A 13,280-nucleotide genomic window follows, 5' to 3' on the forward strand; every position below is an offset into this window, starting at 1 on the left:
AGGTGCGCCTTTCGCTCAAGCCCGCAGGCACCGGGGCGGGGGAAATGATCGGTGAAGTGCGGATCGACTACACGCCCGTAACGGTCGATTTCAGCGCGCAGAACTATGCTGGCCCCAGCACCGGCCGCTATGGCGGGCAGTTGCGGGCGGTGTTCAACGGGCTCACCGGCATGGGCGATCGCACGACGCTCTCCTTTTATACGACGGCTGAGGTCCACGAGCAGAACATCCTGCAGGCGGGCCACGAAATGGCACTGGGCGGCAATGGCCTGCGGCTCGGCGGACGCGTGACCTATGCCTGGACCCGGCCCGATCTGGGGCCTGCGGTCCCCGATGTCTCGGCGCGCACGCTGTTCGCGAATTTCGAGACGATCTACCCGTTTGTCCGCAAGCAGGCTGTCACCATCCGCGCCGCCGCCGGGTTGGACTTCGTCAATCAGACAGTCGATTTCGGCGGGCTACCCCTCAGCGAAGATCGCCTGCGGGTGGGATATTTGCGGCTCGATTTCGATTCGATCGATCTCAAGGGCATGGGGCCGGGTGGCTCGATCCTATGGAAGTTGAACGGCTCGCTGGAAGCGCGCAAGGGACTCTCGATCTTCGGCGCCAGCCCCAACTGCATCACCCAGCAGGCGACCTGTCTTGCAGCGGGGTTCGTTGCGCCCAGCTTGCCCGGCGGCGATCCCAAGGCGGCGGTTTTCCGCTTCAACGCCAATATCGAACTGCATCCGCTGCGCCGATTTGCCGTGGCATTCTCTCCGCGTGCGCAGGTCAGCACCGCCGGACTGTTCTCCTTCGAGCGCTTCTCTCTGGGCAACTACACGGTCGGGCGCGGCTTCGATCCGGGCACGGTGACCGGAGGCGATGGCGTCGGCATCCAGACCGAGCTGCGGTACGAAGGCTTCCGGCTCAATCCGCGCAGCAAGCTTGAATTCCAGCCCTATCTGTTTGTCGACAACGCCTGGACCTGGGACCGGTCAGCGGCGACGGGCGGCGCGCAAAAGCTGCATTCGCTGGGTGGCGGACTGAGAAGCAGTTTCGGCGGCCGGGCTCGTCTCGACCTTGCCGTCGCATTCCCGCGAACGATCCTGCCCGGCGAGACCGGTCGTCGCGATCCACGCTTCCTCGCGACCTACTCGATGAACCTTCTGCCCTGGAGCACGCGCCGATGAGCCGCCGTTCGTCTCTCTCCCTGCTGCGCGACACGTCGCTTGTCGCGCTGCTGGTGGCCATGCCGCAAGTGGCGCAGGCGCAGGCTTTTCAGGGCGTCGGCGCGGTCGATTTCGGCAGTGCGACGATCGATTCCGCAACCCCGGGCGTCGACACCATCACCGTCAACACCGACAGGGCGACGATCACCTGGTCGCCCAGCGACACGGCGACGGGCGGCGGCCCGATCAATTTCCTTGCCAGCGGCGACACGGTAAACTTTGCGGCGAACGCCAGCCTGGGCACCAACTATGTCGTGCTGAACCGCATCGTGCCCACCGATCAGACCCGCGCGGTGCGGCTCGACGGCAACATCAACAGCGACGCGGCAGGCAGCGTCTGGTTCTACAGCCCCGGCGGCTTGCTCGTCGGCGGCACGGCGCGGATCAATGTCGGCAGTCTGCTGCTCAGCACCGGCGATCCAGTGATCGATGGCACGGGCAATTTCATGCCCACCCCCGGCCAGTTCAGCATCGCCGGGCAATCGGGGAGCAGTTCGGTCGTGGTGGTCGAGGCCGGAGCCGAGGTGCGTGCAGAAACCCTGGGGCAGAATAATTACATCGTCGCCATCGCGCCACGCATCCAGCAGGACGGCCTTGTCAGCGCGCGCGGCTCGGTCGCGCTCGTCGCGGCGGAAAGCGCCGACTTCGCGGTCGACAGCCTGGGCCTGTTCAACATCAGCGTCACCGCCGGAAGCGAGGTTTCGGCCAACAGTTTCACCCACACAGGTTCGACCGGCGGCCCTGATGCGGCCGGGGCGGGCGAGAAGCGCCGGGTCTATATGGTGGCGGTGCCCAAGAACAACGCGATAACGATGGCGATCGAATCGAGCGGCTCGATTGGCTTTGACATTGCGGGAGCGGCCAGCCTTGACGGCAACGCCATCGTGCTTTCGGCCGGGCACAATATCGTCGACAGCGGCTCCAGTAATCCGATTGCCGCTGGTGCCGCAGGGATTGGTCCGGCGGACCTGAACATCGCCCGGGGCAGCTACACGTCGAACAGCTATGCAAGCGCGGTCGGCAATGTCACCGTCACTGACACGAACCCGGGCGGCACGCCCGACATCGCCTTCGCCTCCAATCTCGCCATCCACGCCGACTCGACCGCAAAGCTGCGGGCCGAGCAAGGCATGATTTCGGTTGGCGGCGATCTTGTCCTGGAGGCCGATGCCGGGGGGACGAGCGCTGGCATGGCGTCGCTCGAGGCCGGTCTGGCCGGGACCGCGGTCAACGTTTCCGGCAATCTCCTCATCTCCGCCAGTGACCTCAGGATATCCGCCCCGACGACATTGGCCGGTATCGCCCAACTGCAAAGCGATGGCGGCACCGTCACGGTCGGAGGATCGGCGGCGGTTGTCGCCATGGCCGTCGGTTACGACACGACATTCGGCAGCGGCGGCAGCGCGTTCGGCGGTCAGGCCTATGTTACCACTACTGGCGGAGGGGGGCTTTTCGTCTCGGGCGGTCCTCTCACCGTCGATGCGTCCGCCAAGGGCGGGCTCGCGGGCGATTCTCCCGGCTCCATCGGTGGTGACGCCTTTGGCGGGACGGCGCAGGTCGCGACCGCAAGCGGTGGGATAACCGTATCGGGCGCCCTCACCATCAACGGCAGCGCTATCGCAGGCGATGCCGGGCCAACATATGGTCTGGGCGGCAATGCACAGGCCGGTACGGCAGAGCTGCTGATCCAGGGCGCGGTCATGACCGGGGGTGTTTCGCTGAACGCCAGGGGGCAAGGCGGCAGTGCCAGCTTTGGCGGCAACGCGAGTGCAGGCCCCGCCCGTGTGACCTTGAGTCCGGGAAGCGTTCTGGCGGCGACAGGCGCCTCCTTGTTCGACACATCGGCACGCGGCGGAGACGGCAGCATCGGGCTTGGAGGCCATGCCATCGCCGGCAAGGTTTCCGCCGGTGTCAGCGACAGCGCAACCACGATGGATCTGCGGTCGAGCGTCGCGTTCAATGCCTCGGCCATCGGCGGGAACAGTGGGAGCGGGCCCGGTGGAGACGCGACGAGCGGAACGGTGCTGCTCACTGCCGATGCCGGTACGCTCAAGCTGGCGAGTGCGGGCGGATCGCTTGCCTTCGATACCAGCGTGTTGGCGGGAAGCGGTTCCGTCAACGGCCTTGCCCTGAACGGGGCTGCGCTGCTCAGCGCCGCACCGGCCGCCACGACCATATTGGGAACGGCGGCAAGCGCGCCCATGGGCGACATCGCCATCGACGCGCCGATCGCGATCGGCGGCAACAGCCAATTCAGGATCACGGCCGCAGGGTCGATCGATCTGGCCGGACCAGCCACCGGCAGCGGCGCGAACGCCATGCTCACCCTGCGGGCGGATGCGGGTGGCAACGGTACCGGGACGGTCACGGCACAGCCCGGCACCTTCAATCTTACCGGCACGGGCAGCCAGATCGACCTCTACTATAATCCGGCCAGCTTCGGCACGCCCACCGATTTCTCCGGCAGCGTGGTCGCGGGCAACTGGACCGGCTACCAGTTGGTCAACAGCCTTACCGATCTCCAGGCGATCAACAATTTCCTTGGCCAGAGCTTTGCGCTCGGCCGCGACATCGATGCGACGCCGACAGCCGGATGGAACGGCGGCGCGGGCTTCGTGCCGCTCGGCGCGGGATCGTTATATTCGGGCAATTTCGATGGCCTCGGACATGTCATCACCAACCTCACCGTCAACATGCCGGGCGTGGCTCTGGCCGGTCTCTTCGCCACAGTCGGCGGTCCGGCGTCCCAGCCAGCCATTTCGATCCGCAACCTCGGCCTGATCGACGCCACCATCACAGGCGGCGACAATGTCGGCGGCCTGATCGCCCAGACCGCCAATTGCGGCTTCTGCGGCCCCGTCAAGCTATCGAACAGTTTCGTGACCGGGGTCGTGACCGGTCAGAACAATGTCGGCGGCCTGATCGGCAGCAGCAACATGAATACGTTCGTCGACGGTTCGCATTCGACCGCCTCTGTGACCGGTAGCGGCAACCGCATCGGCGGTCTGATCGGCAGCGCTTATCATGCCGTCGTCACCCGGTCCTTCGCGACAGGCGATGTCACCGCAGCGAACAACAGTAGCGAAGTCGGCGGCCTCATCGGCTGGCATGACTATGGCAGCATCGATCAGGCCTATGCCAGCGGCGACGTCGTGGCGGGAACCGGGGGGCAATTCGTCGGCGGGTTGACGGGCACCAACTGGGTTTCGGTGACCCGCTCCTACGCGCTGGGCGACGTAATAGCGGGATCTGGCAGCGACAGCGTGGGCGGCTTCGCGGGGCAGAATATCGGCCCCGGCTATGGCGCTATCGATACGAGCTATTCGACCGGCGCCGTCATCGCGCCAGGCGGCTCCAATGTCGGCGGTTTCGTCGGCAACAATGCCGGCGGCGTCATCACCAACGCCTATTGGGACGACTTCACCAGCGGCCAGTCGTCCGGCTTCGGCGCCGATACCGGCACGATCGCGAACCTGCTTTCCGTTACCAGCGATCCGGGCCAGTCGGGCGCGAGCAACTATGCCTTCGGCCCAGCGGCATACACTAACCTCAATCCCAATGACTGGATCTGGGCCGAGGATGTCACCCGGCCGATCGGCATATGGGAACAGCCCCGGTTCCAATCCGGCTTTGCATCGATCGGCAGCATCCACCAGATGCAGCTGATCAGCCTTGCGCTCGACGGCAATTACAGGCTGTCGCACGATATCGACGCCACCGAGACCGCGCGTCTGAGCGGTGTCTGGGGCATGGACGGCTTTATCCCGCTGGGCAATGGCGAGCCGCCATTTTTGGGCATTTTCGATGGCGCGGGGCATGTCATTTCCGGCCTGAGTTTCAACCAGCCCTCCACAAGCGAGATCGGTCTGTTCCGTTTCAATGAGGGCACCATCCGCAACCTTGGCCTTGCCAATGTCAACATCCTTGGCGGTCAAGGCTATGTCGGCGCGCTGGCCGCGAGCAATTCGGGAATGATTACAGGCTCCTTCGCGACAGGCTTCATCAACTCCGGCGGGTCGGACACGGGCGGTTTGGTCGGCCTGAACCAGAGCGGAGGCATCATCGATAACAGTTGGTCCGGCGTGACCGTCAACGGCACCAACTATGCCGGTGGGATTGCCGGTTCCAATGACGGTACGATTGCCTTCACCTTCGCCAATGGCGCCGTTGCAGCGCCCGGCGCAGGTGGCCTTGTCGGCGGGAACTCCCCGACCGGATCGATCCTCAACAGCTATTGGGACGGTGAAGCGTCGGGCGTGTCGGTGGCCTGCTCCATCGATGGCGGATCAAGCTGCGCGAACGCTGTCATGCTCAGCACTGCCCAGTCCAGAATGGCCTCCAGTTTTGCAGGCTGGTCGCTCGATACAACCGGCAGCGGGACCGCGATCTGGCGCATCTATGACGGGCTGTCGACGCCGCTGCTCAAGGCCTTCCTCCGCCCGCTCAAGGTCGGGCCAATGGACATGACACTCGCTTATGACGGCACCGTGCCGGTACTCAATGTCATCCCTGCTGGCACGGACCTGGCCCACATATTCGGCAGCGCGGGCATCAGCGGGATCAGCCGCAACGCCGGCAGTCATGCCGTGAGCTATTCGGGCGGCCTTTCGTCCGACCAGCTTGGCTATAATATCGTCGTCGTCCCCTCGGCCACGCTGACGATCACGCCGGCCGCGCTTGTTCTCAATGCCGCTGTCGATGTGCGCGCCTATGATGCCACCACTGTATCGAGCGGATCGGTCGGCATCGTCGGACTTCAGGCGGGCGACACCGTGAGCGGACTCACGCAATCGTTCAACAGCGCGAATGCGGGCGGGCACGCACTTGCCGTTGATCCCGGCTACACGATCAACGACGGCAATGGCGGCAACAACTACACCGTCTCCTTCAACATGGCCCCGGGGAGCATTACCCCTGCAACGCTCTCTCTTGCCGCAATGTCCGACAGCCGCAACTATGACGGCACCGCCGCTTCCGCTGGCACCGTCTCTGTGTCCGGACTGCAGGGCGGCGACACGGTGGGCGGGCTCACCCAGTCTTTCGATAGCGCGAATGCGGGCGCACGCACGCTTGGCGTCGATGCTGGCTACACGATCAACGATGGCAATGGCGGCAACAATTACACCGTCTCGCTCAACACGGCGTCAGGCAATATCGCGCCGGTGGCGCTTACCGTTGCCGCGAACAATGATGCGCGAACCTACAACGCCGCCGCATATTCCGGTGGCAATGGCATAACCTACAGCGGGTTCGTCAACGGAGAAACCGCAGCGGTCCTCGGTGGCTCGCTCAGCTACACCGGAAGTTCGCAGGGTGCAGTCAACGCCGGAGGCTACGTCATTGCGCCGGGCGGACTGACCTCGGGCAACTACACGATCGCCTATGTCAATGGCGCGCTCACGATTGCTCCAGCGTCGCTCGTCCTGAATGCTTCATCTGATACGCGGTCCTATGATTCCACGACCGGTTCGACCGGAACGGTTGGCATTACCGGCTTGCAGGGAGCCGACACCGTCACTGGCCTTGCCCAGTCCTTCGACAGCGCGAATGCCGGTGTTCGCACAGTTGCCGTCAACGCCGGATATGCGGTGAACGACGGCAATGGCGGAGCGAACTATACGGTCACGCTCAACTCGGCCTCCGGCAGCATCACGCCAGCGGCGCTGACCCTGTCCGCTGCGGTGGACACGCGGTCCTATGATGCGACCACGGCTTCGACAGCAACGGTCAGCGTGGTCGGCCTGCAAGGTGGCGATACGGTCACCGGGCTTGGCCAAAGCTTCGATAGCGCCAATGCCGGCGCACGCATTCTGGCCGTGAACGCTGGCTACTCGGTGAACGATGGCAATGGCGGGGCGAACTATGCAGTGACGCTCACCAACGCTGGCGGAAGCATAACGCCCGCCGCCGCGACAATCACCTATGCCGCGAACCCGGCGAGCAGCATTTATGGTAATGCGCCGGGTGGCCTGACGGGCACGGAAAGCGCAAGCGGGCTGTTCGGTGCGGACAGCCTGGCCACAGTAACGACCGGCACTGCGGTCTATTCCACTTCCGCCAACGCGTTGAGCGGCATCGGCAGTTATGCTGTTACCGGATCGGGACTCAGCGGCAATTCTGCGAACTACAGCTTTTCCTTTGTCCAGGCCCCCACGAACGCAACCGCTTTGTCGATCATTGCGCGCGCAGTCACCGTAACCGGCGACCTTCTCGACCGGCTCTATGGCGATGCGAACCCGGTCCTTACCTACACGGTCGGCGGCGCGGGGCTGGTCAACGGCGATATGCTGACCGGCTCGCTCGCAACCGCCGCCAACGGGCTGTCGGGCGTCGGTTCCTATGCCGTGACGCAGGGCACGCTCGCCGCCTCGCCCAATTATGCACTGACCTATGTCAACGGATTGCTTAACGTCGCGCCCCGGCCGCTGAGCATTACGGCCAATCCCGCGAGCCGCCTGCAATCGGATCCCAATCCGGCGCTGACTTATATTTTGGGCGGCAACGGTCTGGTCAATGGCGACAGCCTTTCCGGCGCGCTGGCCACCACCGCGACGGCAGCCTCGCCGGTCGGCGTTTATCCCATCACGCAGGGGACGCTGGCCGCTTCCGCCAACTATGCTGTGAGCTTTACAGGCAACGACCTGACGGTCCTTGCCTGCGGCCCGGCCAATGGCTGCGCGGGGCCAGCCGTGCCTGAAATCGCAAATCAGGTGAACAGTTCCGTGCAGCAGCAGGAGCAGAGCGAGACCAGGCAGCCGGAAGAGGAACAGAAGGAACAAGCCGCAGCAGAGAGCACGGGTAATCCCAAGGTGGTGGTCAACAGCGTGATCGACACCAGGAACGTCAGCCAGTCGCCGCCGGTGGACGAGCCGGTTTCCGGCACCGGCAATTCCACCCTCTGGATTCCGGGAGACGAATGATGAAGCGCATCGCCCAATATCTGGCCGTGGCGGCGTTCGCCCTTGCCCATGCGCCTGCCTTCGCATCGCCTGCGGCCGTCTCGGCGTCCGACAGCTTTCGCGTTGGCGATCGCGGCGTATTGTGCACCGCGCAGAGGCGCAGCGAGGACGCCCGGTTCGCCTCTATGTTCGACCGGGCCTACGACATTGTCTGCCGCGATGCAGCCACGCCGGTCGCGCGGCTTTATGCGCTTAAGGCCCGTGCGGGGGATCCGGAGGATCGCCATGCAGGCGAAAGGGACAAGGACCTGTCCTGCGCCCGTCCCGAGGAAGCCCCGATACCCGACCTTCGCGGCGTCGGGAAAGCCGAGTGCCGCAATGGCGCGGGCCTCAACTACACGATCTACACCTTGCGGCATGGCGACGAGTTGCTCAGCGCCGAAGGTCTTTCGGCCTATGATAGCGCCCTGCAGATCGGGCTGCGCGCCCTTGCGGCCGACCGTGCCGTCGGCGGCGAGATTTCGGTAGCGACCACCAATGCCGGAGATCCCGCTGCCTTTGCGCGGGTCCAGGCGGCCAGCCTCGATCCCGGCCAGGCGCTCGCCGCCGGTTATGGCCGCAATGTCGAAGGCAGCTACGCCGAGGCGTCGGAATTCTTCGAGGCGCTGGTCGGCCGGGTCCGCACCAAAAATGCCGAAACCAGCAAGACCGCCGAATATTACGCCAATGCAGCCATGCAACAGTCGAACCTCGGCAACATGGCCGAGGCCGATCGCCTGTTCGCTGAAGCGGCCAAGGTCGCTGACGGATCAGACCCTTTGTTCGGACGGCTGTTTCGTAACCTCAAGGCCACGCACAAGCTCAACAAGCGCGATGCCGACGGCGCCATTGCGGCGCTCGATACGGCAGTCCCGGCGATAGCCGAGGCGGCAGGATTGAGTTCACGGCTGGCCGAGGGTTTCATCGACAAGAAGCTTTCGCAGCGGCTCCAGATCGATGACGATGCCATGACTAGGCTCGGCGGAGGGGCCACGTACCTATCCGAAGCCGAGCGCGGCACATTGCTTGATGCCCAATCGCATTATCTGCGCGGCGTCGCTCTCCGTTTGAATCACGAACGCGATGCGGCCAGGTCCGAATTCGCCAAGGTGCTGGCCGATTATTCCTCGGTGCGTGGCGGCGCGGTGCGCTCGATGCACTGGATGGTCGCCAGTGTCTCCATCGAACTTGCCCAGATGGCCGAGGCCGATGGGAAGGGCGGCGTTGCCGAAAACCATCTGCGCGATGCGTTGCGGATTTATGAGGCCGACTATCCGGAATCGGCAACGGTGCTGGCCGTGAAGGCCAGGCTGGCCGGGCTGCAGGCAAAACATGGCGCCATGGGCGATGCCATCCCGGCCTATCGTCAACTGGTGCGCGACGCTGCGCGCATTCCGGGCGGCAGCGAGGCACTGCGCGCACTCATCAAGCCCTATTTCGATGCGCTCGCCGCGAAGGGGGATGTCCAGTCCGCGAGGGACTTCTTCGTTGCCAGCCAGGCGATGGTGCGGCCCGGTGTCGCCCAGACCCAGGCCGTGTTCGCGCGGGAGCTGTCGGGCGGCAGCGACGAGGCATCGGGCCTGTTTCGCCAGTCGATCAGCCTGACCCGCGATATCGTCGTCACCGACGTTGAAATCGCCCGCCTCGGCGCGATTGAATCGCGCACCCCTCAGGAAGACCAGGCGCTTGCCACGGCGCAAGCCCATCGCCAGCAGGCCGGCGCCGATCAGACCGCGCTGCTCGCCCGCCTGGCTGCGTTCCCCAAGTTCCGCGTCATGACCAACTCGGCCCTCGAACTCGAAGGCATGCAAGCCGAGCTCAAGCCCGAGGAAGGCTATTACAAGCTGCTCATCGTTGACGAGGCGGCCTATGGCATCCTCGTGCGCCGCGATAGCGCCCGGATTTTCAAGCTCCGCGCAACCCGCACCGAGCTGGAAAAGCTGACCGACACCATCCGCGATTCCATCGTTATCGAAGAATCGAACCAGCTCACCACCAATCCGTTCGACCTCTCCGCCTCGCATAAAATGTACGACCTTCTCTTCGGCGCGGTGGCTGGTGAGATTCCGTCGGTCAGGCATCTGGTGTTCGAACCGGATGGGCCGCTGCTCAAGCTGCCCGCCAATGTTCTGGTCATGGATCAGGCAAGCGTCGATGCCTATGCCGCGCGCCAGAAGGTGAAGAATCCGGACGAATTCGACTTCACCGGAACCGCCTGGCTGGGTCGCGACCGCATCATCTCCACCGCTGTTTCCGCGCAATCCTTCGTCGACGTCCGTCGCCTGCCTGCCTCGCGTGCCAAGCGGCATTATCTGGGCATGGGCCAGAATACGCCAACGGCCAAGCTGGAATGGGCGCCGCACAGCGAGGAAGGCCGCGATGCCTGCGACTGGACGCTCTCGCTTTGGAACAAGCCGATCTCTTCGGCTGAGCTCAAGCTCGCTTCGCAGCTTCTCGGCGGGTCCGGCAATGAGGTGGTGACGGAGGATGGCTTCTCCGACTCCGCCCTGCGCGAGCGCGACGATCTGAAGGATTTCCGCATCATCCAGTTCGCGACGCATGGCCTCGTCACCGCGCCGCGCCCCGGCTGCCCTGCGCGCCCCGCGCTGGTGACCTCCTATGGCAAACGCCAGTCGGACGGGCTTTTGAGCTTCAAGGAAATCTTCGACCTCAGGCTCGACGCCGATACGGTGATCCTCTCGGCCTGCGACACGGCGGGCGCGGCGACGGCGGCGGCGACACGCGAAGCGGGGATCGGCACCGGCGGGAATTTTGCGCTCGACGGCCTGGTGCGTGCATTTGTCGGCGCCGGGGCGCGCTCGGTCATCGCCAGCCACTGGCCGGTGCCCGATGACTATGACGCCACCAGAAAGCTGATGTCGCTCATCTACGAGGACAGCAGCACCCGTCCAGTCGGGGAATCGATGCGGCTTTCGCAGAACCGGTTGATGGACGATCCGCTGACGTCCCACCCCTATTATTGGGCAGCCTTCGCCATTGTCGGCGATGCCGCCAAGCCGCTGTCCGGCGACACCACAAGTCAGTTCGCCGGGGCAGAGAGTGCCGCGAACGAGAAGGAAGCACGGCAATGAGCGATACCCAAGGGAAAGCGGCCAAGGGCCTTGCCACGAGGCTAGGGAAACTGGCGACGCAGATCGGCCGGGGCCGGATCGCACTCTCGCTGCTCGGGCTGGTCTTGGCGGTGCTGGTCGCCCGATTGAGCTGGAATCTACCATTCGCCATCGATGCCGAACATGCTCTGTTCGATGCGCGGATCATCGCCACCGCGCCGACTGTCCAGCAAGATAATCGCGTCGTCATCGTCCCCTATACCGACGAGACCCTGATCAAGACCGGCAAGCGCTCGCCGCTGGACCGGACGACCTTGGCCAAAGCGCTCGCGCGGCTGGACGCCATGGGAGCCAAGGCGATCGGCATCGACATATTGATCGACCAGCCGCAGAGCGACGACGCGCTTCTCATCCAAACCTTCCAGGGGATGAAGACCCCCACTTTCCTCGCCCATGCCTCCATCGACACGGCAAGCGACAAGATCCTCTACGAGCAACAGATATTCCTGGAGACCTTCCAGAAGGAAATCGCCAAGGGCGGCCATGTCCATCCCACCAGCATCGTCATCCAGACCGATTCCGACAATGTCATGCGCAAATGGGCCGACATCATCCCCGGCGCTCCGCCACGCATGCCCAATGCGCTGAATCCCGGCGACAAGGCCTTCGCCCATTATACCGGCAGCCTGGCCTATCGCCGGCCGGCGCTCAAGGATCAGCCGATCTTCGCGGCCATTCCGATCGACACCTTCGCCAGCGACGAGCTGTTCCAGTCTCCCGAAGCGGCAGCGATGTTCGCGCAGCAGATCAAGGGCAAATATGTCCTCATCGGCGGCAATATTCAGGATATCGATATCTTCCAGACCCCGCTCACCCGCGGTGCGGGCAAGGGCGAAGCGAAGAATATCTGGGGAATGGAGCTGTTCGCCCACATGCTCGCCCAGATGATGGACGGTCGGCTGTTGAAACCGGTGCCGAACGCCGCGCTTTGGATGGCGGCCATCGCCGCCGTGCTCGCCGGGGCTTTTACCGCGTCCTTCAACCGCAAGCCGTTTCTCTCCGGTTCGCTTCTGGCGGTTCAGATCGCGGCGCTGGGTGGCATCCCGTTCCTGCTCGCCGCCAACGACATCGAGACCTACGGCCTCCCCGCGTTCGGCTGGATTGCCGGCTGGCTGGCCGCGTTCATCATTGCCGGCTCGGCGGCGCGGGCGCTGAGCGCCGAGCAGCGCAGGTTCGCGCAAGGCGCTCTGGGCAAATATCTGCCAGCCGACATTGCGGCGGAGATCATGAAGGATCCCGATTCGCTCCAGCTCGGCGGACAGAAGCGCGAGATATTCGTGATCTTTTCAGATCTTGAGGGCTTTACCAAGCTGAGCCACGCCATCGAGCCGGAGATGGTGGCCAGACTGCTCAACCGCTATCTCGACATGCTGAGCGAAGTCGTGCTCGCCCATGGCGGGACGATAGACAAATTCGTTGGTGATGCCGTGGTGGCCTTCTGGGGCGCGCCGATCAGCCGCCCGGATGACGGCGAACGCGCGGTAAAGGCCGCACTCGCAATGCACGCGGCGGGCGAGCTGTTCCGCAAGACCGTACCCGAAGGCGTCCCGCCCATCGGTATGACCCGGGTCGGCCTGCACCATGGCGAAGCGATCGTCGGCAATTTCGGTGGCGAGGGACGCATCCAGTATACGGCGCTTGGTGACAGCATGAACACCGCCGCGCGCCTTGAATCCGCGAACAAGCAGACCAAGTCCGCCGTCCTCGTCAGCGAGAGTGCGAAGGAACGCTCGGGCCTCGATATCTTCCGGCCGATGGGCAACGTCGTGCTGCGCGGCCGGGCTTCGTCGCTCAGCATTTTCGAGCCGGTTCCCGATATGCCCGAGGCCGAACGCAAGCAGTTTTGCGAGGTCGTCGGCAAGGCCATTGGCGGCTGTGCCGAGGCGCTGAGCGCGCTTGAAAAGAAATCGGAAACCATAGCGGATGACAAGGCCTTAACGCAGCTCGTCTACAGGCTGAAGCACCAGGAAACAGGAGGGTATTTTGTTCTCGACTAGGAA

At 64.3% G+C, this 13,280-nt stretch carries 4 protein-coding genes; all 4 read left to right on the forward strand.

Going from position 1 to position 13,280, the window contains the following annotated elements:
• Window positions 1–530 precede the first annotated feature (530 nt).
• Genes HUK72_RS27675 through HUK72_RS21330 form a run of 4 tightly spaced genes read left to right on the forward strand, consistent with a single transcriptional unit; the run spans window position 531 to window position 13,277 of the window.
• The gene (locus tag HUK72_RS27675; protein ID WP_369806044.1) at window positions 531–1,172 is read left to right on the forward strand and encodes a ShlB/FhaC/HecB family hemolysin secretion/activation protein; all 642 of its coding nucleotides are present in this window, start codon (window positions 531–533) and stop codon (window positions 1,170–1,172) included.
• On the forward strand, window positions 1,169–8,131 hold the full coding sequence (locus tag HUK72_RS21320) for an MBG domain-containing protein (protein ID WP_176598585.1): 6,963 nt from the start codon (window positions 1,169–1,171) through the stop codon (window positions 8,129–8,131). Before HUK72_RS27675 ends, HUK72_RS21320 begins: the two co-directional genes overlap by 4 nt.
• The gene (locus HUK72_RS21325; protein ID WP_176598586.1) at window positions 8,128–11,241 is read left to right on the forward strand and encodes a CHAT domain-containing protein; all 3,114 of its coding nucleotides are present in this window, start codon (window positions 8,128–8,130) and stop codon (window positions 11,239–11,241) included. Before HUK72_RS21320 ends, HUK72_RS21325 begins: the two co-directional genes overlap by 4 nt.
• Entirely contained in the window at window positions 11,238–13,277 is a 2,040-nt protein-coding gene (locus HUK72_RS21330; RefSeq protein WP_176598587.1) for an adenylate/guanylate cyclase domain-containing protein, read from the forward strand. Before HUK72_RS21325 ends, HUK72_RS21330 begins: the two co-directional genes overlap by 4 nt.
• The last annotated feature ends 3 nt before the right edge of the window (window positions 13,278–13,280 follow it).

The sequence above is a fragment of the Sphingobium sp. 15-1 genome, from assembly GCF_013375535.1.
GTDB lineage: Bacteria > Pseudomonadota > Alphaproteobacteria > Sphingomonadales > Sphingomonadaceae > Sphingobium > Sphingobium aromaticivastans.

Excerpts from the sequence above, each read along its gene's own strand:
- HUK72_RS27675 (WP_369806044.1), top strand. The coding sequence starts at position 531 with ATGGGGCCGGGTGGCTCGATCCTATGGAAGTTGAACGGCTCGCTGGAA.
- HUK72_RS21320 (WP_176598585.1), top strand. The coding sequence starts at position 1,169 with ATGAGCCGCCGTTCGTCTCTCTCCCTGCTGCGCGACACGTCGCTTGTC.
- HUK72_RS21325 (WP_176598586.1), top strand. The coding sequence starts at position 8,128 with ATGATGAAGCGCATCGCCCAATATCTGGCCGTGGCGGCGTTCGCCCTT.
- HUK72_RS21330 (WP_176598587.1), top strand. The coding sequence starts at position 11,238 with ATGAGCGATACCCAAGGGAAAGCGGCCAAGGGCCTTGCCACGAGGCTA.